Annotated in this window: 27 protein-coding genes; 9 read left to right on the forward strand and 18 right to left on the reverse strand. The window is 71.3% G+C overall.

Annotation, left to right across the window (positions count from 1 at the left end; translation table 11 throughout):
• Window positions 1-2: 2 nt before the first annotated feature.
• The 3 genes from BM109_RS19925 to BM109_RS19930 form a co-directional block, all read right to left on the reverse strand.
• Window positions 3-185 (reverse strand): hypothetical protein, encoded by a 183-nt coding sequence (locus BM109_RS19925; protein WP_093345946.1) that lies wholly within the window; start codon window positions 183-185, stop codon window positions 3-5.
• A complete protein-coding gene (locus BM109_RS41255; RefSeq protein WP_177239396.1) occupies window positions 182-349 on the reverse strand; it encodes a hypothetical protein in 168 nt (55 codons plus the stop codon). The genes BM109_RS19925 and BM109_RS41255 overlap by 4 nt, the downstream gene beginning before the upstream one ends.
• 160 nt (window positions 350-509) lie before the next feature.
• Entirely contained in the window at window positions 510-1,262 is a 753-nt protein-coding gene (locus tag BM109_RS19930; protein WP_093345949.1) for an SDR family oxidoreductase, read from the reverse strand.
• Between the two features lie 101 nt (window positions 1,263-1,363).
• On the opposite strand from BM109_RS19930, the gene BM109_RS19935 reads away from it, so the two are divergent.
• Complete coding sequence (locus BM109_RS19935; RefSeq protein ID WP_093345951.1) at window positions 1,364-2,290, forward strand: AraC family transcriptional regulator; 927 nt, start codon at window positions 1,364-1,366, stop codon at window positions 2,288-2,290.
• Between the two features lie 9 nt (window positions 2,291-2,299).
• Here the strand turns inward: BM109_RS19935 and BM109_RS19940 are convergent, their stop codons facing one another.
• The 7 genes from BM109_RS19940 to BM109_RS19970 are packed head-to-tail and all read right to left on the reverse strand — an operon-like array spanning window position 2,300 to window position 9,582.
• Complete coding sequence (locus tag BM109_RS19940) at window positions 2,300-3,436, reverse strand: 2-methylaconitate cis-trans isomerase PrpF family protein (protein WP_218159389.1); 1,137 nt, start codon at window positions 3,434-3,436, stop codon at window positions 2,300-2,302.
• A 3-nt stretch (window positions 3,437-3,439) separates the two neighbouring features.
• Complete coding sequence (locus BM109_RS19945; RefSeq protein ID WP_093345954.1) at window positions 3,440-4,438, reverse strand: Bug family tripartite tricarboxylate transporter substrate binding protein; 999 nt, start codon at window positions 4,436-4,438, stop codon at window positions 3,440-3,442.
• 38 nt (window positions 4,439-4,476) lie between these two features.
• Window positions 4,477-5,658 carry a 2-methylaconitate cis-trans isomerase PrpF family protein gene (locus BM109_RS19950; RefSeq protein ID WP_093345956.1) on the reverse strand — a complete coding sequence of 394 codons (1,182 nt, stop codon included), beginning with the start codon at window positions 5,656-5,658 and terminating at the stop codon, window positions 4,477-4,479.
• Between the two features lie 4 nt (window positions 5,659-5,662).
• A complete protein-coding gene (locus BM109_RS19955; RefSeq protein WP_093345959.1) occupies window positions 5,663-6,646 on the reverse strand; it encodes a Bug family tripartite tricarboxylate transporter substrate binding protein in 984 nt (327 codons plus the stop codon).
• Window positions 6,647-6,665: 19 nt separating this feature from the next.
• Complete coding sequence (gene leuD / locus BM109_RS19960) at window positions 6,666-7,292, reverse strand: 3-isopropylmalate dehydratase small subunit (RefSeq protein WP_093345961.1); 627 nt, start codon at window positions 7,290-7,292, stop codon at window positions 6,666-6,668.
• 2 nt (window positions 7,293-7,294) lie between these two features.
• A complete protein-coding gene (locus tag BM109_RS19965; protein ID WP_093346199.1) occupies window positions 7,295-8,713 on the reverse strand; it encodes a 3-isopropylmalate dehydratase large subunit in 1,419 nt (472 codons plus the stop codon).
• Window positions 8,714-8,718: 5 nt separating this feature from the next.
• Window positions 8,719-9,582, reverse strand: coding sequence for an isocitrate lyase/PEP mutase family protein (locus tag BM109_RS19970; protein WP_093345964.1), 864 nt, complete (start codon window positions 9,580-9,582; stop codon window positions 8,719-8,721).
• 136 nt (window positions 9,583-9,718) lie between these two features.
• Between BM109_RS19970 and BM109_RS19975 the strand changes: the two genes are divergently transcribed.
• Window positions 9,719-10,522, forward strand: a complete 804-nt coding sequence (locus BM109_RS19975; protein WP_093346201.1) for a GntR family transcriptional regulator — start codon at window positions 9,719-9,721, stop codon at window positions 10,520-10,522.
• Window positions 10,523-10,526: 4 nt separating this feature from the next.
• Window positions 10,527-11,327, forward strand: a complete 801-nt coding sequence (locus BM109_RS19980; RefSeq protein WP_093345966.1) for an aminoglycoside phosphotransferase family protein — start codon at window positions 10,527-10,529, stop codon at window positions 11,325-11,327.
• 39 nt (window positions 11,328-11,366) lie between these two features.
• Here the strand turns inward: BM109_RS19980 and BM109_RS19985 are convergent, their stop codons facing one another.
• The 8 genes from BM109_RS19985 to BM109_RS20020 form a co-directional block, all read right to left on the reverse strand.
• The gene (locus BM109_RS19985; protein WP_143129204.1) at window positions 11,367-11,762 is read right to left on the reverse strand and encodes a VOC family protein; all 396 of its coding nucleotides are present in this window, start codon (window positions 11,760-11,762) and stop codon (window positions 11,367-11,369) included.
• Entirely contained in the window at window positions 11,759-13,381 is a 1,623-nt protein-coding gene (locus tag BM109_RS19990; RefSeq protein WP_093345971.1) for an FAD-dependent monooxygenase, read from the reverse strand. The genes BM109_RS19985 and BM109_RS19990 overlap by 4 nt, the downstream gene beginning before the upstream one ends.
• Before the next feature lie 60 nt (window positions 13,382-13,441).
• Window positions 13,442-14,218 (reverse strand): alpha/beta fold hydrolase, encoded by a 777-nt coding sequence (locus BM109_RS19995; RefSeq protein WP_093345974.1) that lies wholly within the window; start codon window positions 14,216-14,218, stop codon window positions 13,442-13,444.
• An 8-nt stretch (window positions 14,219-14,226) separates the two neighbouring features.
• Window positions 14,227-15,183 (reverse strand): Bug family tripartite tricarboxylate transporter substrate binding protein, encoded by a 957-nt coding sequence (locus tag BM109_RS20000; RefSeq protein ID WP_093345976.1) that lies wholly within the window; start codon window positions 15,181-15,183, stop codon window positions 14,227-14,229.
• A 151-nt stretch (window positions 15,184-15,334) separates the two neighbouring features.
• Window positions 15,335-16,258: a LysR family transcriptional regulator gene (locus BM109_RS20005; RefSeq protein ID WP_093345979.1), complete on the reverse strand. Its 924-nt coding sequence runs from the start codon at window positions 16,256-16,258 to the stop codon at window positions 15,335-15,337.
• A gap of 116 nt (window positions 16,259-16,374) precedes the next feature.
• On the reverse strand, window positions 16,375-17,061 hold the full coding sequence (locus tag BM109_RS20010) for a PulJ/GspJ family protein (protein WP_093345982.1): 687 nt from the start codon (window positions 17,059-17,061) through the stop codon (window positions 16,375-16,377).
• Entirely contained in the window at window positions 17,058-17,429 is a 372-nt protein-coding gene (gene gspI / locus BM109_RS20015; RefSeq protein WP_093345986.1) for a type II secretion system minor pseudopilin GspI, read from the reverse strand. The genes BM109_RS20010 and gspI overlap by 4 nt, the downstream gene beginning before the upstream one ends.
• A 9-nt stretch (window positions 17,430-17,438) precedes the next feature.
• Entirely contained in the window at window positions 17,439-17,924 is a 486-nt protein-coding gene (locus tag BM109_RS20020; RefSeq protein WP_093345989.1) for a prepilin-type N-terminal cleavage/methylation domain-containing protein, read from the reverse strand.
• Window positions 17,925-18,098: 174 nt separating this feature from the next.
• Between BM109_RS20020 and BM109_RS20025 the strand changes: the two genes are divergently transcribed.
• The 6 genes from BM109_RS20025 to gspM all read left to right on the forward strand — a co-directional run bounded on the left by BM109_RS20025 (window position 18,099) and on the right by gspM (window position 22,967).
• Entirely contained in the window at window positions 18,099-18,548 is a 450-nt protein-coding gene (locus tag BM109_RS20025; protein ID WP_143129205.1) for a hypothetical protein, read from the forward strand.
• A 232-nt stretch (window positions 18,549-18,780) separates the two neighbouring features.
• On the forward strand, window positions 18,781-19,467 hold the full coding sequence (locus tag BM109_RS20030; protein WP_093345994.1) for a transposase: 687 nt from the start codon (window positions 18,781-18,783) through the stop codon (window positions 19,465-19,467).
• Between the two features lie 204 nt (window positions 19,468-19,671).
• Window positions 19,672-20,124 carry a type II secretion system major pseudopilin GspG gene (gene gspG, locus BM109_RS20035; protein ID WP_093345998.1) on the forward strand — a complete coding sequence of 151 codons (453 nt, stop codon included), beginning with the start codon at window positions 19,672-19,674 and terminating at the stop codon, window positions 20,122-20,124.
• A gap of 83 nt (window positions 20,125-20,207) precedes the next feature.
• Window positions 20,208-21,158, forward strand: a complete 951-nt coding sequence (gspK, locus tag BM109_RS20040; RefSeq protein ID WP_177239397.1) for a type II secretion system minor pseudopilin GspK — start codon at window positions 20,208-20,210, stop codon at window positions 21,156-21,158.
• Between the two features lies 1 nt (window position 21,159).
• Complete coding sequence (gspL, locus tag BM109_RS20045; RefSeq protein ID WP_093346004.1) at window positions 21,160-22,383, forward strand: type II secretion system protein GspL; 1,224 nt, start codon at window positions 21,160-21,162, stop codon at window positions 22,381-22,383.
• A complete protein-coding gene (gene gspM, locus BM109_RS20050) occupies window positions 22,380-22,967 on the forward strand; it encodes a type II secretion system protein GspM (protein ID WP_177239398.1) in 588 nt (195 codons plus the stop codon). The genes gspL and gspM overlap by 4 nt, the downstream gene beginning before the upstream one ends.
• Window positions 22,968-22,989: the final 22 nt, after the last annotated feature.

Raw genomic sequence — 22,989 nt, forward strand, 5'->3', positions numbered from 1 at the left:
CCTCAACCCGACGGCAGCAGCAGCTCCAGCACGGCCACCACCACACCGCCCAACGCACACAGCCCGCTGCTGACCCGCAGCGCCCTGACATCGCGTGCTTCGCAGCCCTGCCGCCGGGCGGCCCAGGCGGCATAGCCGATCCCCGCCGCGAGCACCAGCCCCATCCAGCCGCCCGCGCCGATCATCGGGCACCTCGCCGATGCGCGGGCGCGAACGACGGCTGCATGCGGTAGTCGAGCCGAACGAGGCCCGGCGTGACCGCTATGCGGCGAAACAGGAAGGGATTCGGTATCGGCTGCGCGCGCAGCGCTCGATGAATGGTCCGCAGGACCCGAAGAAGTTCGGCCATGGCAACACCTCGACAAGGTTGCAGGGCCGTCCCTCAGTGTGCGTCAGCGCCGAAGTCGTCCTCGGCGCGTCTCGATGCCGTGCGCATGGAGCGCGCCGAGGATAGCAGCCGCATCCGCGATGTCGCGCGAATCGGCCTTCATGTCGAACGGTTATGCGGTTCAACGCGCCTCGGCTGCCCACGCGACGGCATCGGCGCCGGCCGGGATGCGCATCGGCGCCGCGGGATCGGTGGCCGCGCGCCACACGGCCTCGGCGACGTCCAGCGCATGGGTGGTCGGGGCGGAAGTGTCCTGGAACTGGGCGAAGACTTTCTGCGCGAGCTCCGCATAGTCCTCGTGATCGAAGCCCGCCATGTTCGGCCGCGCGTTGTCGCCGAAGCGCGTCTCGGGCGAGCGGCCCGGCAGCACCAGCCGCAGCCGCACGCCCAATGGCTCGAGCTCGAGCGCCATCGACTCGGTGAAGGCATTGACCGCCATCTTGCTCGCGCGGTAGGCCGCGATCAGCGGCAGCGCCTTCAGCGTCACGCTCGAGGTGACGTTGACCACCACGCCCGCGCGCCGCTGCCGGAACTGGGGCAGCACCGCCTGCATCAGCGCGAGGGTGCCGAAGGTGTTGGTCTCGAAGAGCTGGCGCACGGTGGCCAGCGGCGTGAGTTCGGCCGGCGAGGCCGCGCCGAAGCCCGCGTTGTTGACGAGCACGTCGATGGGGCCGGCCGCTTCCACGGCATGCGCGATGCTCCGTGGATCGGTGACGTCGAGCGCGAGCACGCGCAGGCGCGGCGATGCGGGCAGCAGCTCGGGGCGCGGGGTGCGCATGGTCGCGACGACCTGCCAGTCGCGGTCGAGGAAGTAGCGCGCGGTTTCGAGGCCGAAGCCCGAGGAACAGCCGGTGATGAGAACGGTCCGGGTCATGGAGATCCTTGAGAAGGGGAGTGATCGATGCCTGACGATAGGTCGCGAGGGCCGGACTTGCTACGATCCCGAGTCCGAGTCTCATCAGGAATCGTCCGAACATGGTGGATCCCCTGGCCGAAGTGGTCATGCTGCTGCGGCCGAGCGCGCGCTTCTCCAAGCGCGTGTTCGGCGTCAGCCCCTGGCGCATCGAGCGCTCCGATGCGGGCGAGCCCTTCTACTGCGTGATCCTCGAGGGCGGCTGCCGCCTCGCGGTCGACCGGGGCGAGGCGATCGAGCTGCAATCGGGCGACTTCGTGCTGGTGCCCGCCGCCCGCCACATCGCGCTCTCCAGCCTCGAGCCGCCACCGCCGGGTGTGCAAACCGCGCCGCCGGTGCCGCTGGGCAACGGCGAATTCAGGGTCGGCGATGCACGGGGTGCGATCGACCTGCGCATGCTCGCGGGCCACTGCAGCTTCGATTCGCCCGATGCCTCGCTGCTGGTGTCGCTGTTGCCGCAGTTCGTGCATGTGCGCGGCGAGGAGCGGCTCTCGATGCTGGTGCAGTTCGTGCGCGAGGAGTCACGCGAGCAGCGGCCGGCGCGCGAGCCCGTGCTGGCGCGGCTGCTGGAACTGCTGCTGATCGAGGCGCTGCGCTCCACCGGCGGAACCAATGCCTCGTCGGGGCTGGCGCGCGGCCTCGCCGAGCCGCGCCTCGCGGCCGCGATCCGCGCGATGCACGAACGCCCGGCGCAGGACTGGACGGTGGCCGAGCTCGCGCACGAGGCCGCGCTCTCGCGCTCGACCTTCTTCGAGCGCTTCGGCCGCACGGTCGGCGTGGCACCGATGGAATACCTGCTGGCCTGGCGCATGGCGCTCGCGAAGGACCTGCTGCGACGCAACGCGGGCAGCGTGGCCGAGATCGCACAACGCGTGGGCTACAACGCCGCGAACACCTTCAGCAGCGCCTTCGCGCGGCACGTCGGGCTGCCGCCGACGCGGTATGCGCGCGAGCACGCGGGCCTCGCGCAGGTGCCGGACGGTGCCTGAGCGCGGCGTTCACGCCGTCTCGGCCGGCACGTAGACCACGCCCTCCATCAAGCGTCGCGCCGTGCGCTGAAGACCCAGCGCCGTGAACCGCGGCAGCGCCGCACCGGGCTGCGCGACGACCTTGACCGCCATCACGCCCAGCGGATGACCGATGCGCAGCACCTCGCCGCGCAGCCGGTCGCCCGCGGCCGCATGGACCCGCGTGCCCGGAATGCGCGAGGCCGCCGCGGTGCAGATCGACCCCGTGCCCGCCATGCTGTCGTGGCACTTGCCGAGGAACACGAGGCGCGCGCGCAGGTCGCTGTCCTCGCGCCCGGCCGGCGCCACGATCACGGCCAGCGGCAGGCCCGGCAGATGCACGTCCCGCCAATGCGCGTAGAGCCCGATGCGTTCGCCGGCCCTGGCCTGGATCTCTCCGATGGTTTCGATCAGCGCGCGGTCGCCGCCGATCGCGGGCGGCATCTCGTCGCCGTTCAGGCCCAGCGACTCGGCCGCGATGAAGACACAGGGCGTGGCCGCATCGACGATCGAGACCCGCACCTCGCGTCCGTCCTCCAGCGCGATCGCATCGACTGGCTGGCCCGTCGGCAACAGGCGGCCCGTCTTGGCACCGAGCGTGTCGGTGTAGTCCATGAGGATCTCGGCCCCGGTGCCCGGCACGCCCGCGATGGCGCAGTCGCCCGTCACGCGGGCCTTGCCGTCGCGCACCTGCACGCGCGCGACCAGCACGGTGCCCGTGTTCGTGTTGTGGATGCGCACCACGGTCAGCGGCTCGACCGCTTCGACCAGCCCCTCGTCGACCGCGAACGGCCCCACGGCGGAGGAGATGTTGCCGCAGTTGGCGTCGTAGCCGATCAGGTCGCGCTCCACGTCGCATTGCGCGAAGGTGTAGTCGACATCGGCATCGGGCCGCGTCGACGGACCGATCAGCGCCACCTTGGACGTGACCAGCCGCGAGCCGCCCATGCCGTCGATCTGCAGCGGGTCGGGCGTGCCCATGGCGCGCTTGAGGAAGGCGTCGCGCGCCGGGCCCGGCGGCGGCACGTGGCGCAGGTGGAAGAACAGCGCCTTGCTGGTGCCGCCGCGCATCAGCACGCAGGGCACGCCATGCTGTTCGCCGAAGGTGCTGGAGTCGTCATGCGCCATGGCTCACTCCGGCGTGACGCCCGCGGCACGCGCGGCCTCGCCCCACTTGCGGTTCTCGGCGACCAGGAAGGCCTTGAGCTGCTCGGGCGACCCGCCCTCGAGCTCGCTGCCCGAGGTCTCGGCCGAACGGATCACGTCGGGGCGGCGCTGCGCCTGGAGCAGCGCCTTGTTGAGCTTCTCGACCACGGCGGGCGGCGTGGCGGCCGGGGCCAGCACGGCGGTCCACGACGCGACCTCGAAGCCCGGATAGCCCTGCTCGGCGATGGTGGGAACCTGCGGCAGTTCCTTGTAGCGGCCCTTGCTCGACACGCCGAGCACCTTGAGCTTGCCCTGGCGCACCTGCGGCAGCACCAGCCCGCCCGCGTCCATCATCACGTCGATCTGGCTGCCGATGAGGTCGGTGAGCGCGGCCGACGAGCCCTTGTAGGGCACGTGCACGATGTCGGCGCCGGCCGCCTTCTTGAGCATCTCCATCGCGAGGTTGGCCGTGATGCCGCGCCCGCCCGAACCGTAGTTGAGCTTGCCCGGATGGGCCTTGGCATAGGCCACGAGGTCGGCCAGCGTGTGGAAGGGCGAGGCCGCCGGCACCACCACGTAGAGCCGGCCCACGCCGTTGAGCATGACGGGAGCGAAGTCCTTGACCGGGTCGTAGCCGGGCTTGGCGTAGATCGAGGGATTGATCGCCAGCTGGCCCGAGGTGCCCAGCAGCAGCGTGTAGCCGTCGGGTGCCGCGTTGCGCACGTCCTGCGCGCCGAGGATGCCGTTGGCGCCAGCCTTGTTGTCGACGAACACCGGCTTGCCGAGGATCTCGGTGAGCGCGATCGACAGGGCGCGCGCGCCGGTGTCCACGGTCTGCCCGGGCGGATAGCCGACGACGATGCGGATCGGGCGCGAGGGATAGCCGTCGCCTTGCGCCCATGCGAACGAGGGCACGAGCGACGCGGTGGTGGCCGCGGCCGCGCACTGCCCGAGGAAGCGGCGGCGAGAGGGGTTCGAATGCATGAAGTCTCCTTGGAATGTGTTCGGGGAACTGGGATGGCTCAGGCCGGGTCCAGCACCGATCGCGGCACCCAGGCCGTGCCGTCCATCAGGCGGCGTGCCGTGCGCGCGAAGCCCAGCGCCTCGAAGGCCAATGGCCGCGAAGCCTCGCAGCGCCCCTGCACGTCGACACGCATCGCGCCGAGCGGATGGCCGATGTGCAGGCTGTCGGGCACGACGCGTGCGTCGATGCCGCGTGCCGCCGCATGCACCACCGAGCCCTCGACGCTCGCGCAGGCTGCGGTACAGATCGCGCCCGTGCCCGCCATGCTTTCGTGGCAGCGGCCGTAGAACACCAGCCGCGCGCACAGGTCGACCTGCGCGGCCGTCACGGCGCGGCCCTGCGCATCGGCATAGGCGGTCGGAGGCGCGACGATCACGACCAGCGGCAGCGCGGGCGACACGCTGTCGGCCTCGTGCCAGTCGGCGCACAGGCCGAGCAGGGCGGCCGCGCGCGCACGCAGCGCCTTCAAGGTCGACAGCAGCGCGGCATCGGCATCGATCGCGTTCGGCAGCTCGGTGCCCGCGAGACCCAGGGAATCGGCCGCGACGAAGACGCAGGGATTGCCGACGTCGCAGAGGCTGACCTCGAAGCGGCGCCCATCGTCGAGCGCGATCTCGTCGCGTGCATGGCCCGTGGGCATGCCGCGGCCGGTCTTGGCGCCGATGGTGGCGCGGTAGTCCATGAAGATCCGCGCGCCGGTGCCGGGCACGCCGGGAATCGCGAAGTCGCCGCGCACGCGCGCATGGCCGTCGGCCACGGGCACGTGCGCCACCAGCAGCTTGCCGGTGTTCGTGTTGTGGATGCGCACGCGCGCCACGGGCCCTTCGGCCGGCACCAGTCCCGCGTCGATCGCGAACGGCCCCACGCCCGCCGAGATGTTGCCGCAGTTGCTCGTGAAGACCACGCGGCCTTCGCCCGGCGGCACGATGCCGTAGGTGTAGTCCACGTCGGCCTCCGGATGCGTGGGCGGCCCGACGATCGCGAGCTTGGCCGTGACCAGCCGCGAGCCGCCGAGGCCGTCGATCTGCAGCAGGTCGTGCGCGCCGAGCAGCGCCATCAGCAGGCGGTCGCGCCGCGTGCCCGGGGGCGGCAGGTCGGCGGCGTTGAAATAGAGGCCCTTGCTGGTGCCGCCGCGCAGCACGGTGCAGGGCACGCCGACCTGTTCGCCCATGACTTGCATCGCCTCAGTCCTCGAGCGGGAAGCGCTTGACCAGCGCAGCGAGGCGCGCATCGTCCTCGCGGATCATGGTCTCGAAGGCGGCAGGGCTGGTGAAGGCCGGCTCCGCCCCCGCGACCGCCAGGGCCTCGCGCACATGGGCGTCCTTGCCGGCTTCGCGCGTGGCATCGGCGATGGCGCGTGCGATCGCGGCCGGCGTTCCCTTGGGCGCGAACACGCCGTACCAGGTCACCGAATAGGAGTCGGGCCAGCCGGCCTCGAGGCTGGTCGGCACCTCGGGCAGCGCCTGCGCGCGCCGTTCGCCGTTGGTCACGAGGATGCGCACGCGCCCGGCCTTGTGCAGCGGCATCGCGGCCGTGATGCCGGTGAAGGCCATCGTGAGGTTGCCCGAGACCAGGTCGCCCACGATCGGCGAGGTGCCCTTGTAGTTGACGACCGCGAGGTCGCGCAGCTGGTAGTCGGCCGCGAACTTCTGCGCCCGCACCTTGGAGCTGTTCTCGCCGCTGCCCGCGTTGCACGGCTTGGTGCGGCAATGGGCGATGAGCTCGGGCAGGGTCTTGAAGGGCAGGGTGGCGGTCATCACCAGCGCGGTCGGCGAGGTGGCCACCGCGGTCACGGGCGTGAGCCGGGTCACGGGATCGATCGCCTTGAGGCTGCGCTGGTACTTCATCAGCAGCAGCGAGGGCACCTGGAACAGCAGCGTGTAGCCGTCGGGCGCGGCCTCGATCACGCGCCGGGTGCCGATCAGGCCGTCGGCGCCGCCGAGGTTCTCGACCAGCACCGGCTGCTTCCACAGCACCGACAGCCGGCTCGCGACGGCGCGCGCGGTGGCGTCGGTGCCGCCGCCGGGGTTGTAGGGCACGATCAGCGTGACCGGGCGTTGCGGCGCCCAGGCGGTCTGGGCCTGGGTCGTGGCGGCGCCGAGGCCGCAGGCCGCGCAGAGCGCGGGCAGCCAGCGGCGCGCCAGCGAGCGAAGGGATGTGTCGAACATGGAAGGCGGTCTCCGGTGATCAGGATTGCGGCACGGCAGCCGCCGGCCAGGCCCAGGGGCGGGCCGCGCGGTCGCGCGCCTGCCAGGCATCGACGGCGCCGCGCAGCTTCAGCGTGCGGCCGATGTCGTCCAGCCCTTCGAGCAGGGCTTCGCGGCGCAGCGGATCGACCTCGAAGGGCAGCTCGCCGCCATCGGGCAGCGCGATGCGCTGCGTGCGCAGGTCGACCTGCCACGGGCCGTCGGCGCTGCAGGCCGCATGGGCACGTGCGAGTTCGGCCGGCGCGAGGCGGATCGGCAGCACGCCGTTCTGGAAGCAGTTGGCGTGGAAGATGTCGCCGAAGCTCTCGGCGATCACGCAGCGGATGCCGCGCGCCAGCAGCGCCCACACGGCGCCCTCGCGCGACGATCCGCAGCCGAAGTTGCGGCCGGCCACCAGGATCGGTGCCTCGCGCCAGCGCGGCTGGTTGAGCACGAAGTCCGGGTCTTCGCTGCCGTCGGCGCGAAAGCGCAGTGCCTCGAAGGCCCACGGGCCGAGCTCGCCGCGCGCGAGGCTGGTGAGGCGCTCGATGCGCACGATCAGGTCGGTGTCGACGTTGTCGATGGCCAGCGGCGCCGCGGCGCCGCGCAGGAGGGTGAAGGGCTGCATGCTCAGAGGCTCCGTGGATCGGCGATGGCGCCGGACAGCGCGGCCGCGACGGCGCTGGCCGGGCTGGCGAGGTGGGTGCGCGCGCCCGGGCCCTGGCGGCCGACGAAGTTGCGGTTCGAGGTCGAGACCACGCGCTCGCCCGGCGCCGCCTGCTCGCCGTTCGCGGCCACGCACATGCTGCAGCCCGGCTCGCGCCATTCGAAGCCGGCCTCGCGGAACAGCCGGTCCAGGCCTTCGCGCTCGGCCGCGCGCTTGACGTTCTCCGAGCCCGGCACCACCCAGGCCCGCACATGCGAGGCCACGCGCCGGCCGCGCAGCAGGGCCGCGGCCTCGCGCAGGTCCGAGAGCCGGGAGTTGGTGCACGAGCCGATGAACACGCGGTCCACGCGCTGGCCCTGTAGCGGCGCGCCGGCCGCGAGCCCCATGTAGTCGAGCGCGCCCTGCCAGGCCTGGCGCTGCGAGGCGTCGGCAGCATCGGCGGGATCGGGAATGCGCGCGTCGATCGCGATCGCATGCTCCGGGCTCGTGCCCCAGGTCAGCGTGGGCGCCACGGCGCTCGCGTCGATCCGCGCCTCGCGTGCATAGACCGCGCCGGGATCGCTCGGAAGGCCGCGCCAGTACGCAGTCGCTTCGGCGAACCGGTCCTCGGGCGGCGCGAAGTCGCGGCCGCGCAGATAGGCCTCGGTCTTCGCGTCGGGCGCCATCATGCCGATGCGCGCGCCCAGCTCGATCGAGAGATTGCACAGCGTCATGCGCTGCTCGATCTCCATCGCGCGCACGGCCTCGCCGGCGTACTCGACCGCGAAGCCCGTGCCCGCGCTGGCACCGAGCCGCGCGATCATCGCGAGCGCGAGGTCCTTGGCGCCCACGCCCGCACCCGGCAGGCCGTCGAAGTGCACGCGCAGCGTGCGCGGGCGGCGCAGCACCAGCGTCTGGCTCGCGAGCGCATGCGTGACCTCGGACGAACCCACACCGAAGGCGATCGCCCCGAGGGCACCGTTGGTGCAGGTGTGGCTGTCGCCGCAGATCAGTGTCATGCCGGGCTGCACGATGCCGAGTTCCGGCCCCATCACATGCACGATGCCCTGGCCGGGCTGCCCCAGGTCGAACAGGCGGATGCCCGCGCCGCGCGTCAGCAGCTTGAGTCCCTGGTACAGATGCACGCCGCCCGCGAAGCTCTGGCCGGTGCGACCCGGCGCGCTCGAGACGGCATGGTCGGGCGTGGCGAAGGCCAGCTCGGGGTTGCGCACCGGTAGACCGCGCTCGGCCAGCTCGCGCAGGCCGGCGGTGCCCGAGAGGTCGTGCAGCAGGTGGCGGTCGATGTGCAGCAGGTCCCAGCCGTCGGGCAGGGGCTGGACCACGTGCGCGTCCCAGACCTTGTCGAACAGCGTGCGCGGCGCGGCGGTGGAGGAGGTCGTCATGGCGGTCATTCCGCCGCCTGGAAGCGCGTGCGCAGCGCATCCCACTCCGCGGCGCCCAGGCGCCGGAAGCGCTCGGCCACGCCCGGCGCATGGGCCGAACTCGGCGGCTGGCCCGTGCTGCGCAGGGCCGACAGCGCCTGTTCGCAGGCCGAGGCCGCGGCGCCGATCAGCAGGCTCGGCAGGATCGCGAGGCGATAGCCCATCTCCTGCGCCGTCGCCAGGTCCAGGTCGGGCGTCTTGCCGCCGCGCACGATGTTGAGCAGGCACGGTCCCTCGACGCGCCGCGGGATCGAGGCCAGTTCCTCCATCGACTGCGCGGCCTCGACGAACACCATGTCGGCACCGGCGGCCAGCGCCTCGCGTGCGCGCTCGACCGCCTCGTCGAGCCCGAGCATCGCGCGCGCATCGGTGCGCGCGATCACCAGGAAGGCCGGGTCGCGCCGGGCCGCGAGGGCAGCGCGGATCTTGGCGACGAACTGGTCGCGCGGAATCACCTCCTTGCCGTCGAGGTGGCCGCAGCGCTTGGGCGCGACCTGGTCCTCGATGTGCAGCCCGGCCACGCCGCGCATCTCGTACTCGCGCACAGTGCGCGTCACGTTGAGCTCGTTGCCGTAGCCGGTGTCGGCATCTGCGATGACCGGCACCCCGACCGAGCGCGCCAGCACGCCCGCCGCCTCGGCCATCTCGTTCATCGACAGCAGGCCGTAGTCGGGAAAGCCGCGCGCCGCCGAGGCGCCGGCGCCGGTCATGTAGACGCAGGCGAAGCCGGCCGCCTCGACCATCTTCGCGGTCATGCCGTCATAGGCGCCGGGGGCGACGACGAGTTCGGGGCGGGAAAGCAGCTGGCGCAGGTCGTGGGCGGTGGTCATGGAGCGAGGCGTCGAAGTGATTTAGTGATGACATCATAATGCTATAACCTTTCAACGTTGTTAGGGTATGCCTGAATGGGCGGGCACAATCGGCGCGAACGCGCGGGCGGCCCGCGCCGCCGAAGCACTGCTCTCCATGGACACACCGAACCCTTCCCAACTGCGCCGCGAACCCGGCACCGCGCTGCACCGGCAGCTCTTCATGGTGCTGCGCGACCAGATCGCCCAGGGCGCCTATGGCGTGGGCGAGCTGATTCCGGCCGAGGACGCGCTGTGCGCCCAGTTCGACGTCTCGCGCATCACCGTGCGGCGCGCGGTGTCGGACCTGGAACACCTGGGCCTGGTCGAGAAGCGGCCGGGCCGCGGCACCTTCGTGCGCGCCGTGCCGCGCGCGCAGCGGCCGCAGCCTTCGTTCGGCCTGATCGAGTCGCTGGGCCGGCAGGCACGCGAGACCGAGGTGACCGTGCTCAAGGTCGAGACGGCCCTCGCGCCGCCGACGGTGGCGCAGCAGCTGCAGCTGGAGGCGGGCGCCGTCGCCGTTCACGCGGTGCGCCTGCGCTCGGCGCATGGCACGCCGATGATGGTCACCGATGCCTGGGTGCCGCAGGAAGTCGGCCGGCACGTGACCGCCTCCGAGTTGCAGAAGCGCGCGCTGTTCGAGATCCTGATGGCCGAGGGCATCAAGTTCGGCCGCGTGATCCAGGAGGTGACCGCCGTCGCGGCCGACCCCGTGCTCGCCGGCCTTCTGCGCGTGGACCTCGGCGCGCCGCTGGTGCGGCTGGTGCGCCTGCTGCACGACCGGCGCAAGCGGCCGGTGCAGTACATCACCATCCATTTCACGGGCGAGCGCAGCCGCGTGCTGATGGAGGTGCCGGCCGAGGCGGTGAACACGATGGGGGCGGGGCAGATCGTGCATGACCTGGAGTTGCCTGAGGGCTGAGCCCATGTTCGAACCCTACCTGCAGCGCTGGGACCTGGTCCCCGACGGCGAACCCTTCTCCTCGTTGAGCGGCCATCTGCTGCCGGTCCGCGCGCGCGGCCTGCCGGCCATGCTCAAGCTCTCGCACCAGCCCGAGGAGATGGCCGGTGCGGCGCTGATGGCCTGGTGGGACGGGCAGGGCGCGGCGGCCGTGCTGGCGCAGGCCGGCGAAGCGCTGCTGATGGCGCGCGCCGAGGGCACGGCGTCGCTGGCGCGGATGGCCAGGGGCGGGCAGGACGACGAGGCGACGCGCATCCTCTGCGAGGTCGCCACGCGCCTGCATGCCCCGCGCGACAAGCCGCTGCCGCCGCTGGTCCCGCTGACGCGCTGGTTCGCCTCGCTGTGCGCGGAGGACGCCGGCCACGCGGGCGTGCTCGGTGCATCGGCGCGCACCGCGCGGGCGTTGCTGGCCGCGCCGCGCGAGGCCAGCGTGCTGCATGGCGACATCCACCATGGCAACGTGCTCGACTTCGGCGCCGACGGCTGGCTCGCGATCGATCCCAAGGGGCTGGTCGGCGAGCGCGGCTTCGATGTCGCGAACATCTTCTGCAACCCCGACGACGCGACCGCGCTCGCGCCGGGCCGTTTCGAGCGGCGCCTGGCCATCGTGGCCAAGGCCGCGGACATCGACCGCGAGCGCCTACTGCAATGGGTGCTCGCCTGGGCCGGCCTGTCGTCGGCCTGGATGATCGAGGACGGCGACGAACCCGGCGGCACGCTCGAGGTCGCCAGGCAAGCGGCCGCGGCGCTCGGCATCGCGCATTGACGCGCCGTCGACCAGGGCCGCCGAAGACGGCGGCGCCCGCTACCCGGCCTCGAGATCCAGGTCGAAATTCAACTCGACCTTGAGCCCGAGCGGATCGCTGAGGAAGACCTGGTGCAGCGAGGTCCCGGTCAGCGGCGTTTCGCTGAAGGGCACCTTCGCCGCGCGCAGCGCCTGCCGCGTGGCTTCGAGGCCGCGCGCCTTCAGGGCCACGTGATCGAAGGGGCCGCACTCCCGCGGCGGCGACACCGTCCGCAGCGCGTTGAGATGCACGATCGCGTGCCCGTCGGCATACAGCCAGTAGCCCGGATGACGCAGCGCGGGACGATGCCCCTCCTTCAGCCCCAGCGTGCCCACGTAGAAGTCGAGCAGCGCGGGCAGGTCCTCGACCGCGCAGCCGACCGTGAAGTGATGGATGGCGCTGACTTCCATGCTCATGCGGCGCTCCAGCGCGCCGCCGCGCTTCGGCACAGGATGGCGTTCATCACCTCCCGCAGCGCGGCCTTCGGGTCGTCGGCGCCCGATGGCGAGCGCCAGGCCACATGGCCGTCGGGCCGCACGAGGACCGCGCCGTCTTCGCGCAGGCCATAGGCCGCGAGCCAGTCGCCACCGTCCTCCTCGCGAATCTCGTCGCCGATCACGGCGTTGGCGACGCGAGGCCCTTCGAGCCGATCCGCGGCGGCCCGCCAGGCCGAGCCCGCGGGCGCGGTGAGCAGCACGAAGCCGCGGCCCAGCAGGTCGGTGGTCGAGAGCTTTTGCGAACCCTTGCGCAGCGCGACATGGGGCGCGCGGCAGCCGGGCGCGGCGCTCGGCACATAGGCCTCGATCGCGTCCGCGACCGGCGCGGGCTCTTCCTGCGACACGACCGCGCGCGATGCGTAGCGCGCGCCGAACACCAGGCCGATCTCGTTGAGGAACTCCTTGCGCGGCAGCACGGCCTCGGTCTGCCGCGCCGTGCGCCCCATCGACAGCGCGTTCAGCAGGCTGGTGTGGGTGACGGCCTCGCCGACCGGGCGGCGCTCGGCATCGTAGCTGTCGAGCAGCGCGTCGCCGGCCTCGCCGCGCAGCACGGCGGCCAGCTTCCATGCGAGGTTCTGCGCATCCTGCACGCCGGTGTTGAGGCCGAAGCCGCCGGTCGGCGGCATCTCGTGCGCGGCATCGCCGGCCAGGAACACCGGCCCCGCGCGGTAGCGCTCGGCCACCATCGCCGAGGCCTTCCAGGCGCTGACGCCGAGGACCTCGACGGCGAGGTCGGCTACACCCACCGCGCGGCGCACGATCTCGGTGCTGAACGCGGGCGTGAACTGCTCGGGCGTGAAGCCGTAGTGCGACAGCGAGGTGACCAGGAAGCCCCAGCGGTCGCTGCCGTTGATCGTCAGGAAGGTGCCGCGCAATTCCGGCTGCTCGATCAGATACAGCGCCGCCGGGCGCTCCGCGATCCACGGTGTCAGGTCGGCACGCAGGTGGATGTTGATGCTGTCGTAGACATCGGCTTCGCCGCGCCGGCCGATCCCGAGCTGCTGCCGGATGCGGCTCTGCGAGCCGTCGGCGGCGATCAGGTAGCGCGCGCGCACCTGTTCGCCGCGGCCCTCGGCATCCTCGATGGTGGCGGTCACGCCGTCGGCGTCGCAATTCAGTTCGCGCAACGCGGTGCCGAAGCGAAGCCTGCCGGCGCCTGCCGTCTCGGCCCGCTGGCGCAGCACCGGCTCGAGGATGTCCTGCGAGCAGCCGCAGTTGCCGGCGATCGACAAGGCCTGGTTGGCCGCCGATCCGCGCCCGGGATGCAGCCGCTTGATCTCGCGGCCGGCCAGGCTTTCGGACCAGAGGATGGTGCCGCCGAAGCGATCGGGCATGGCGACGGCGCGGATCGCGTCCTCCAGATCGATCTGGCGGTACATCTCCATGGTGCGGGCATTGAGGGCCCGCGCCTTGGGAAGGATCGCGGTGCCCGGATGGCGCTCGACCAGCAGCGACTCGATGCCGAACAGCGACAGATACAGGGATGCGGTGAGGCCCACGGGACCACCACCGACGACGAGGACCGGTACATCAATCATCGAACGAAGACTCCATGCGCCCAGCGACGCGGAACAGGGGAACGGAAAAGGAAACGGGGTTCACGCCAGGAACTCGCGCAGATGCAATGCGAGCGCCTCGGGTGCCTGGGCCGTGCCCAGGTGGCCCACGCCGGGCAGCAGCACCGAGCGCGTGTCGCGGATGTGCTGCGCCAGCGAGAACGTGAGCGCTGCCGGCACCACGTGATCGAGCTCGCCCGCGACGAGCAGCGTGGGCCGATCGATGTCCGACAGTGCGAGTGCGGGCCTATCGCCGACCACGGCGGCCCGGCGATCGGACCGCGCGGAGCGCGCCGGTGCCGCGGCGAAATGCGCCCTGAAGGCTGGATGCTCGGCCAGGAAGGGCGCGGGAAAGAACAGCGCCGCGAGCTGCCCGGCGCTCGCGGGCAATTGCGCGCGCAGCACGGCGATTTCGCGCGCCACCTCGGCGTTGGCCTGCGCGAGCGAGACGGGCAGGGGCCAGGTGCTGGCCAGCACGAGCCGGCGCACGGCCTTTGCATGGCGCACCGCGAAGGCCTGCGCGACCCGGCCGCCGAACGAGGTGCCGAACACGAAGGCGCTCGCGTGCCCGAGGGCCTCGAGCAGTCGCATCGCATCGTCGGCGAGATCGATCAGCGTCGGTGCCCGCTCGGGGCCGACCGTGTCGCCGCAGTCGCGCTGGTCGTAACTGATCACGGTGTAGCGGTCGCTCAGCGCCGGCAGGATGCGCGCGAACTGCCGGCGGCTGCCTTCGGCGCCATGCAGCATCAGCAGCGGCGGTCCTTCCCCCGCCACCTCGAAGGCGGTGCGGACGTCGCCGAGGTCGATGAATTCGGGCATGGCTGCTCCTAGCCGATCTGGATGTCGAGCGGCGGCAGCAACCGGCGGTAGCGCCCGATCTCGGCCGTGACGTAGGCCCTGAACGGCTCGGGCGGCATCAGGTCGGGCTCGTCGCCGTTGTCGCGCATGTAGGCGATCAGCGCGGGCGTGCGTGCCGCCTTGACGACGGTGTCGTGCAGCGCATGCACCGCGTCGGGCGCCATCTTTCCGGGACCGAAGAGGCCCGACCAGGCCGGGATGTCCTCGACCGTGAAGCCCTGCTCGGCGAAGGTCGCGACCTCGGGCAGCAGCGCCGAGCGCCGGCCGCCCGAGATCCCCAGCGCGCGCAGGCGGCCCGCGCGGATCTGCGAGCCCGCGGTCGACGGCGCGAGGAAGGCGCAGTCGACCGTGCCCGCCAGCAGGTCGTTGGTCGGCGAGCCCTTGAACGGCACGTGCAGCAGGTCCACGCCCACGCCCTTGCCGAAGAACACGCCCATCACGTGCGTGGTGTTGCCCACGCCCGAGGAGCCGAAGCTCAGCTGGCCCGGCCTGGCCTTGGCGGCCGCCACGAATTCCGCGAGCGAGCGGTATGGCGACTTCTCGCCGACCAGCAGCGCGAAGCCCGAGGACAGCGCCAGCCGCGTGATGGGCAGCAGGTCCGCGACCGGGTCGAAGGGCAGCTTCTTGATCAGCACCGCGCTGGTGGTGTAGCCGCCCGTGGTGTAGAGCACGGTGTTGCCGTCGGGGCGCGAACGCGCCACGTCGACCGAGCCGAGCACCGTGCCCGCGCCGGGCTTGTTGTCGACGATGACGGTGCGCCCGCTGCTCTTGACGATCGCGTCGCCCAGCACGCGTGCCGTCACGTCCGTGCCGCTGCCCGCCGAGAAGGGAACCACGATGCGAAGCGGCTCTTGCGCCCGCACCAGCGCCGGCGCGAAGGTGGCGGCCGCGGCCGCCCCGAGGAATGTTCTTCGATCACATGCCATCTGCTTGTCTCCGTTCTTGTGAAGTCCGGCGCGCCACCCGGTGGGCGGTGGCGGCAGCGGACGGCGCAAGATTAGGGACGCGCGCGGCGCAGGTCCAAGTGAATTTTCTGACCGCCCCCATAACGAAGCGGCATGGCCCGGCGCGGCCTGCTCAGGACAGCTGCGCGTTCGGCCAGTGGCCTTCGCGCACGTGCCGCTCGATCACCGTGCGCAGCACGCCCATCACGCCTTCGGTGGCGCGCGACGCGGGACGGTCCGAGGCGCGCGCGAGCACGCGGTGCAGGAACAGGCCGTCGATGGGCACGGCGCGCAGCCGCGACGCCGCCAGGTCTTCCTGGACCGCCGCCGCGAAATGGGCCGTGAGCCCGACGCCGTCGAGCACGAGCCGGCGCGCCACCTCGGCGGTCTCGACCTCGACCACGCGATGCAGCTCGAGCTTGGCGCGCGCGGCGGCCGCCTCGAGCTCGAGCCGCACGCCCGACTTCACGAGCCCGGTCATGATCAGCGGCACGCCGGCCAGGTCGCGCATCCGGATCTTCGGCTTGCGCAGCCGGGGGTCGTCGGGCAGGCCGATCAGGCAGATCTGTTCCTTCAGCAGCGGCAGGGTGCTCAGGTTCGATCGCTCGATGGGCTCGATCAGCAGCGCGATGTCGACCTCGCCCTGCGCCAGCATGGTCTGCAGCGACGGCGCGAAGCCCTCGATGAAGCGCAGCCTGACTTCGGGCAGGTACTGGAGCACCGCCTTGGTCAGCAGCACCGTGAGCTGCTGCGCGAGACCGGGCGAGAGCCCGATGGCGACCGGCCCGCGAGGCTCCCGCTGCCGGGCCAGCAGGTCGGACTTGATCTGGTCGACGTAGCGCAGCAGGAACAGCGCCCGCTCGAGCAGCAGCCGCGCTTCGTCGGTCGGCGCCGCGCCGCGCGCGTGGCGCTCGAACAGCTGGACGCCCAGTTCCTCCTCGAGCAGACGGATCTGCCGGCTCAGCGCCGGCTGCGTCACGTGCAGGATGCCCGCCGCCTTGCCGTAATGCTGCTGGGTCGCGAGCGCGACGAAATAGCGGAGTTGCCTGAGGTCCATCGCGCTATCGTAGCCAGCGGGGGGCGTCCTCTCACGAGCGCGCGGCGGTGCTGGCGCTGTCGAGCGCGCCGCACGGCTGGGCGGCGAAGCGCCGAGCCCGCGGCCTCGAAGCGGACTCAATCGAACGCGACCACCTGCCGGTAGTGCAGCACCGGTCCGCCATTGCGCCGCGCGCCCAGCACGATCTCGAGGCCGGAAGCCGGCGAACGTGCCTGCACCGCCGCGGGCAGCGCTCGCCAACCCTGCTCGGGCTCCCAGGCCCGCAGCTCGAACGAGACCAGCCCCTGGAGCACCGCGACGCGGTCCGCGGCCTCGGGCACGGGAAGCGGGTACGCCGCGACGGCCGCGCCCACGGCGCGGTACAGCGTTCCCGCTTGAAGCCACCACTGCACACGCTGCCAGCGTCCGGGAGCCGCCGGAGCCGCGCGCACGAACTCGATCAGCAGCGATCCCGGGTCCGGGCGGCGCGCCTCCATGCCCGGCGGCAGCAGCCGGACCGCCGCCTGCTGCCTGCCGCCCCCCGTCGACGGGGCGCCGTCCTGTGCCTGCGCCTCCATGCCGGAAGCCGGCAGCTCGATCGTGGTGCGCCACGCGAGGTCGCGCTGGAGCTGCTGCAGCGTGCGCATCAGCTGCGCGGTGTCCTCGCTGCGCTCCTGCAGCTGCACGTTGGCGCGGCTCATGCTGTCGAGGCCGCGCCAGGCGATCAGGCTCAGCACCGCCATGATCACGATCGCGATCATGACTTCGATCAGGGTGAAGCCCGAGACGGCATCCCGCGGTGCGGGGTGCTTGCTTCTTTTCATCGCCGCCGCTCCGGCAGGCTGGACTGCAGGCTGGCCAGCCGTCGATCGCTGTCGATGCCGGGATAGACCTCGACCGAGACGGCGCGCGTGCCATCGCCGAGCGGCGGCCCGATCCGCACGCGGCAGACGAAAGGCTTGCCGGCCTGCGGGCATGCCACCTGCCGCAGCCCGGCCGAAGGAAGCGAGCTGATCTGCAGCTCGGCCAGGCTGTTCTGCGCCGAGAGCATCGCGAGCGATCGCCGCTCGACCTCGCCGAGGTTGGTGGCGGTCTGGCTCGTGAGCCGCACGAAGGCCGCGAGCGCGATGCTGATGATGGCGAGCGCGATCAGCACCTCGATCAGCGTGAAGCCGGGTTCATCGCGACGCATGGCCACGCCTCATTGCACCCGGAACGCGCCCGTTGCGTCGCGGACGATGGTCGCCGTATAGGCACCGCTGCGCAGCTTGAGCAAGAGCGGGGCGCCGACCCATTCGGAGGTCAGCAGCAACGGCGATGCGGGCGTGACCTCGACCGTGCCCGCGCGCCATCTGCGAGGACGCAGTGCTTCGTCGCGCGCGAAGCGATCGAGCTCGCCAGCGGTCGAGACCATGGGAACGACGCTGCCGGGCGCGTTCGTCCAGGTGCCGCGCACGAACTGATAGCCGTCGCCGCGCGCCTCCCAGGCCACCACCCGTCCGTCGGCGCGCACCTCGTGCTGCGCCGTGCTCAGGCGCAACGCGAGTTCGCGCGCGTCGATCTTCAGCGGTTCGGCCGGATCGGGCGCCGCACTGAGCGAAATCGCGGCCGTCGCGATGCCGATGATGACCATCACGATCATCACCTCGATCAGCGAGAGGCCGCGTTGGCGGAAGGAAGTACTCATGGGGCGATCCGCCGTGGTGGAAGACGGCAACTCCTCTGCGGTGAGCGCGCCATCCTAGGCATCGAATGTGGCGTTGACATGAATCTCCAACATGCCTCTGTTATCACTGGCTCTCTTTCCGGAGACGCGCGGCACGTGGTCTTCCGGCACACGAATTCGCAAGGGAGCAGCGGGATGCACACACGATGGAAATGGCCGAGCACGGTACCGCCGGCGCGCGCGATGCACGCCGCGGGACTGGCCGCGGTCGTCGCGATCGCCGGCTTCTGGGGCAACAGGCTGCAGCAGCTGCGTCCCGCCACCGCACCGGTCGAGAAAGCCGCCGCGGTGCTTCCGGCGGATCCCGCCGCCCAGGCCGTCGCGACCTGGCTCGGCCCCGGCCAGGTGCGCGTCAATGTCAGCGTGATCGGCCTCATGTACCGGCAGGACCGCGCGGTGGCCGTGCTCGCGGTCAACGGCGCGCCGCCCAAGGCTTTCGTCGCGGGAGAGACGCTGTTGCGAAACGTGGTGCTCTCGTCGATCGCATCCGACGCGGTCACCATCAGCCATGACGGCGTCCTGTCCCGCTTCGCCGCGCCGACGCTGCCCGAGCGCGGGCCACCGGGCATCGTTCGACGACCTTGAACAGGCAAGCGCGAACTTTCGCATTGCACCGCGATGCCTTGCCCGAGGACGCGGCATCGTTGCGACGCGTGTAACCCCCCCGCGACACGCGAACGCGACGGAACGAAAGTCATTCGGGACTTCGGCTGCGGGTTTGCCGGCTGAAACTCGTCTAGAAGGTTGTGGCCTGTGCCGTGGTCGGAGCGCGCGCGGCGCGTAGCGCATCCATGGGCGAGGCGGATGGAGGACATGAATGAAGAAAGACAAACCCAGATCCAACGACGCGCTTGACTCGGTCAAGAGCGTCTCGATGCAGACACTGGACAAGGAGCTTTCCAGACACGTGGAGATCGCCAGGAGGAATCCGGTTCCCATCGACCGCTATGGCGTGCCCTGGGTCTGGATCGTGTCGCACCCCCTGTGGATGGAAGTCGACTACCTGAAGTCCTTCGTTCCCGAGGACCATCCGCTCGTCGCGCTGAAGGAAGTGATCGACAGCATCCTGGCCTACGAAGGCGTGCTGATGAACGAGATCTCGCTGCAGTGCCGAAGCGGCATGGATGCACGCATGATCACGCGCGCGTGGCTGCTGCAGATCGCCTACTCGCTGGCCGATCCGAAGGGCGTGTGCGAAGGGCTGCGCTACAACATGCTGTGGCGCTGGTTCGTGGGCTACATGCTGCGTTCGGAGCCGCTGCCCGAGCTTCACGCCTTTGCCCACGACATCAACATCGCGAGCGCGCATCCACGCGTGATCGACATCGTGCACCGCTGCCTGACCAGCGACGCCTTGCTGAGCACGGACACGGAAGAATTCAAGATCAACCGCGGGCTGCTGCACGCCCTGATGGCCCATCGGGACGATATGCCGACGCTGCCGTCGGCGAGTCCGCGCGAGCGGGCAACGCGAGAACGCGACGAGCGAACCTTGAACGGCTGAGGCGGACCGCGCGGACGATCCGCGCGGCTTTCGGCAGATGACAGATTCGTGATCGATGCTCGGGAACATTGCGTGGGCGATCCCCGGGAACGCAGCCAGGCGGCGGCCACCGATGCAAATCCTCCCGAACTTGCACCATCAAGCTGACACGCAGGCTTGCGATCATTTCCAGCCTTACCCGGCACTGATTTTGGAGAGCGCAACATGGCTTCAGGGAACCTCGCACAGAAGCACCCGAGGCCGTGGCAGCAGCAGGCGTTCACGCTGATCGAGCTCATGGTGGTGCTGGTCATCATGGGCGTGCTGGCCGCGTTGATCGTGCCCAACCTGATGGCGCGCCCCGACCAGGCGCGAGCCACGGCGGCCCGGCAGGACGTCGGCTCGATCATGCAGGCGCTCAAGCTCTATCGGCTCGACAACGGCGAGTACCCGGCCGCCAGTCAGGGGCTGCGCGCGCTGGTGGAGAAGCCCACCGCCGGCAAGATCCCGTCGAACTGGCGCAACTACCTCGAGCGGCTTCCGAACGACCCCTGGGGCAAGCCGTACCAGTACCTCAACCCCGGTACCAACGGCGAGATCGACGTGTTCTCGCTCGGGGCGGACGGGGAACCCGGCGGAGAGAAGGCCAACGCGGACATCGGCTCCTGGCAGCTCTAGGCACGGTCATGCGGGCTCCCGTGATGCGCCCTTCGGGTGCGCGAAGACCTTTGCGCGCCGAGCGGCGCCATCCCGCGCAAGGAATGGCCGTCGTCAGCGTGCTGCTGGTGGTGGCCGTGATCGCGGTGCTCGCCGCGGCCTTGCTCGGAAGGCAGAGCTCGGTCATAAGGGCCGCGCAGACGGAACAGACCCGCGCGCAGGCGGCCTGGCTGCTTCGCAGCGAGATCTCCCGCGCGCAGCAGGTGCTGCGCAGGGAGGCCCAGCGCGATCCCGCCACGCGCCCCGACGGCCTCTGGAACCGCCCGGTGAAGGGGGAGGACCTCGGGGAACTCGAAGGCGCGCCGGCCCTGGTGCTCACCGAGATCGCCGACGAGCAGGCCAAGTTCAACCTGCGCAATCTCATGGATGCCGGCCGGATCGACATCGCCGAGAACACGGCGTTTCTGCGGCTGTGCGCGCTGGCTGGCGTGTCGCCGGACCAGGCGGGCCGCGTGGCCCGGCGCGTGATCTTCAGCCTGGTCGAAGCGGCGCCGCCCACAAGTCCGGCGCCGGAGGAGGCGGCCGCGGCGGAAAGCCTCGCGCAACGGCTCGGTATCGAGAGCCTGCCCGTGCGGGAGCAGGCGCCGCGCCTGCGCGTGCTCGAGGACCTGCTCGGCACGCCGGGGTTGAACGCCGACACCGTTGCCCGCCTGAAGCCCTACGTCACGGTGCTGCCGCAACGCACCTGGATCAACATCAACACGGCCTCGGCCGAGGTGCTGGCGGCCTGGGTTCCCGGCCTGACGCTCGATCGTGCCCGTGCCCTGGTGCGCACGCGCGACGAGGGCCAGTGGTTCATCAACCGCGCGGATTTCGCGAACAGGCTTCAGATGCCGGAGTTCGCCGGCCGCCGCCTGCGCGTGGGCATTTCGAGCTATTGGTTTCGTGTGTCGAGCGCGCTGCGGGTGCCGCGCACCACGCTGCTGATGCAGGCCCTGGTGCACGACGACAAGGAGACCCTCCCACGCGTGGTGTGGCTGAGGGAAGGGGCATGAAATGAGGCGCGTCGACACCCTTCGGCTGATGCTGCCGCGCGCGCGGGACCTCGAGTCCTCGCCCTTGCGATGCGCCTGGCGATCGGGCGCGGACGCCTGGGAGGTCGAGTTGCTCGACGGCCTGCCGGCGGTGGCCCGCCGCTTCCAGCCCAGGCAAGTCGAAGCCTGCCTGCATCCGGCCGATGTCTCGATGGCGCAGGTCGAGCTGCCGCCGCTCGCGATCAGGCGCCAGCGCATCGCGGTGCTCGGGGCCGTCGAGTTGCTGGCGCTGGGCCCGGCGAGCGATCTCGCGGTGGGCTTCGGTGCGCGCAACGACGAGGGGCGGGTGCCGGTGGCCTGGATGAGCGGGCGCGCCCTCTCGGCGCTCGTGCAGGTACTGAAGTCCCATGGCGTGGACGTGGATGCGGTGCTTCCTCCTCCAGCGTTCCTGCCAGGCCCCGAGGACGGCCCCGATGGCGCAGTGGCGGCAACGGTCGTCGGCGACTGGGCGATCGCGCGCACCGGCGCGGGGGAGGGCATCGCCTGCCCGATCCCGCAGGGCCGCATCGACGCTGCGCAGATCGAGGCGAGACTGAAGCCGCATCTTCCCGAAGCGCGGCCACTGCACCTGCTGGCGGCCGATACGCCCGTGGAAGCTGCGCAGTCGATGGGCGGCAGTGGATGGAGCTGGTCATTGCCCGTGGGCCATGCGGCGCAGGCTGGTCATCGACGCCCCTGGCTGCTTCCGCTCGCCGGCTGGACCGTGGCCGCCCTCGCTGTCTGGCTCGTCGGACTCAACCTCTACGCCTCGCGGATCGCCGCGCAGGGACAGATGCTGACGCGGCAGATGGCGGCCCAGGTCAAGGCGGCCTATCCCGAAGTGCCGGTGATCCTCAACCCGCTGCAGCAGGCACGCCAGCTGCGCGATGCGCGACGCGCTGGCGCGGCCACGGGCGGTACCGAGGCGGGAAGCTTCGCCGCGCTGATGCGGGCCTCGACCGGCCTGCTGACGCAGGCGCAGGGCCAGGTGCAGCGCCTGGAGTTTCGCGACGACCGGCTCGAACTTCGATGGCGCGACGGCGCCGCACCGAGCACGGACGAGCTGAAGTCGCTGCAGGACAGGGCGCTGCAGCATGGCCTCGCGGTATCGGCCGAACCGGGTGGCCTGCGCATCGAGGCGGGTGCGGTCGAGAAAGGCGCGGGCCCCACGCCGCGTGCCGCCAGCGCGGCAGGGGCCACGAGATGAGCGCGCGTTGGACCGCGGGACGGGCGATATGGCGTTCATGGTTCGAACGACCCCGGATCCTGGCGCAGCCGCTCTTGGCGCGTGTGCAGAGCATCTGGCATGGACTTTCGCCGCGCGAGCGCCTGCAGGTCGGCGCGATGGTGGCCGTCGTGCTGGCGGCGCTCTGCTGGCTCGCGTTCACGAAGCCCGCGCTCGACACGCTCGCGCATTGGGACGAGGCATTGCCCAAGCTGCGCTCCCAGGCCGTGGCGCTGAAGGAGGTGCTGGCCGACACGAACGCGAATGCGGTGCCTGGCGACTCGTCGCTGGGTCCGGCCGAACGCGTGCGCGCCAGCCTGGAGGCGGCCGGTCTGGCCGGTGCCTACGAATTGCGGGAGGCCGATGCGACCCTGCGGCTGGCGTTCACGGGCGGCAATTCGTCGCGCGCGATCGACTGGCTGCTCGGCGCGCCGGCGCCCCTGGGACTGAAGGTGCAGCAGGTCACGCTGCAGCGATCCGACGGCAAGGGGCCGGCGGACGATGGAAACGGGTTCGGCGTCCAGGCGACGCTGATCCCCCAACAGCAATCGGGGAAGGGATCATGATGCATGCCCACGCGTGGCGGAT

This window comes from Variovorax sp. PDC80, assembly GCF_900115375.1.
Lineage (GTDB): Bacteria > Pseudomonadota > Gammaproteobacteria > Burkholderiales > Burkholderiaceae_C > Variovorax.

Excerpts from the sequence above, each read along its gene's own strand:
- BM109_RS19995 (WP_093345974.1), bottom strand. The coding sequence starts at position 14,218 with ATGCCCGAATTCATCGACCTCGGCGACGTCCGCACCGCCTTCGAGGTG.
- BM109_RS19975 (WP_093346201.1), top strand. The coding sequence starts at position 9,719 with ATGGACACACCGAACCCTTCCCAACTGCGCCGCGAACCCGGCACCGCG.
- gspK (WP_177239397.1), top strand. The coding sequence starts at position 20,208 with ATGGCCGTCGTCAGCGTGCTGCTGGTGGTGGCCGTGATCGCGGTGCTC.
- BM109_RS20020 (WP_093345989.1), bottom strand. The coding sequence starts at position 17,924 with ATGAGTACTTCCTTCCGCCAACGCGGCCTCTCGCTGATCGAGGTGATG.
- BM109_RS19965 (WP_093346199.1), bottom strand. The coding sequence starts at position 8,713 with ATGACGACCTCCTCCACCGCCGCGCCGCGCACGCTGTTCGACAAGGTC.
- BM109_RS20010 (WP_093345982.1), bottom strand. The coding sequence starts at position 17,061 with ATGAAAAGAAGCAAGCACCCCGCACCGCGGGATGCCGTCTCGGGCTTC.
- BM109_RS19950 (WP_093345956.1), bottom strand. The coding sequence starts at position 5,658 with ATGCAAGTCATGGGCGAACAGGTCGGCGTGCCCTGCACCGTGCTGCGC.
- BM109_RS20000 (WP_093345976.1), bottom strand. The coding sequence starts at position 15,183 with ATGGCATGTGATCGAAGAACATTCCTCGGGGCGGCCGCGGCCGCCACC.
- BM109_RS19925 (WP_093345946.1), bottom strand. The coding sequence starts at position 185 with ATGATCGGCGCGGGCGGCTGGATGGGGCTGGTGCTCGCGGCGGGGATC.
- leuD (WP_093345961.1), bottom strand. The coding sequence starts at position 7,292 with ATGCAGCCCTTCACCCTCCTGCGCGGCGCCGCGGCGCCGCTGGCCATC.
- gspG (WP_093345998.1), top strand. The coding sequence starts at position 19,672 with ATGGCTTCAGGGAACCTCGCACAGAAGCACCCGAGGCCGTGGCAGCAG.
- BM109_RS19945 (WP_093345954.1), bottom strand. The coding sequence starts at position 4,438 with ATGCATTCGAACCCCTCTCGCCGCCGCTTCCTCGGGCAGTGCGCGGCC.
- BM109_RS20005 (WP_093345979.1), bottom strand. The coding sequence starts at position 16,258 with ATGGACCTCAGGCAACTCCGCTATTTCGTCGCGCTCGCGACCCAGCAG.
- gspL (WP_093346004.1), top strand. The coding sequence starts at position 21,160 with ATGAGGCGCGTCGACACCCTTCGGCTGATGCTGCCGCGCGCGCGGGAC.
- BM109_RS20030 (WP_093345994.1), top strand. The coding sequence starts at position 18,781 with ATGAAGAAAGACAAACCCAGATCCAACGACGCGCTTGACTCGGTCAAG.
- BM109_RS19940 (WP_218159389.1), bottom strand. The coding sequence starts at position 3,436 with ATGGCGCATGACGACTCCAGCACCTTCGGCGAACAGCATGGCGTGCCC.
- BM109_RS19985 (WP_143129204.1), bottom strand. The coding sequence starts at position 11,762 with ATGAGCATGGAAGTCAGCGCCATCCATCACTTCACGGTCGGCTGCGCG.
- BM109_RS19970 (WP_093345964.1), bottom strand. The coding sequence starts at position 9,582 with ATGACCACCGCCCACGACCTGCGCCAGCTGCTTTCCCGCCCCGAACTC.
- BM109_RS19980 (WP_093345966.1), top strand. The coding sequence starts at position 10,527 with ATGTTCGAACCCTACCTGCAGCGCTGGGACCTGGTCCCCGACGGCGAA.
- BM109_RS20025 (WP_143129205.1), top strand. The coding sequence starts at position 18,099 with ATGCACACACGATGGAAATGGCCGAGCACGGTACCGCCGGCGCGCGCG.
- BM109_RS19990 (WP_093345971.1), bottom strand. The coding sequence starts at position 13,381 with ATGATTGATGTACCGGTCCTCGTCGTCGGTGGTGGTCCCGTGGGCCTC.
- BM109_RS19930 (WP_093345949.1), bottom strand. The coding sequence starts at position 1,262 with ATGACCCGGACCGTTCTCATCACCGGCTGTTCCTCGGGCTTCGGCCTC.
- BM109_RS19955 (WP_093345959.1), bottom strand. The coding sequence starts at position 6,646 with ATGTTCGACACATCCCTTCGCTCGCTGGCGCGCCGCTGGCTGCCCGCG.
- BM109_RS19935 (WP_093345951.1), top strand. The coding sequence starts at position 1,364 with ATGGTGGATCCCCTGGCCGAAGTGGTCATGCTGCTGCGGCCGAGCGCG.
- gspI (WP_093345986.1), bottom strand. The coding sequence starts at position 17,429 with ATGCGTCGCGATGAACCCGGCTTCACGCTGATCGAGGTGCTGATCGCG.
- gspM (WP_177239398.1), top strand. The coding sequence starts at position 22,380 with ATGAGCGCGCGTTGGACCGCGGGACGGGCGATATGGCGTTCATGGTTC.
- BM109_RS41255 (WP_177239396.1), bottom strand. The coding sequence starts at position 349 with ATGGCCGAACTTCTTCGGGTCCTGCGGACCATTCATCGAGCGCTGCGC.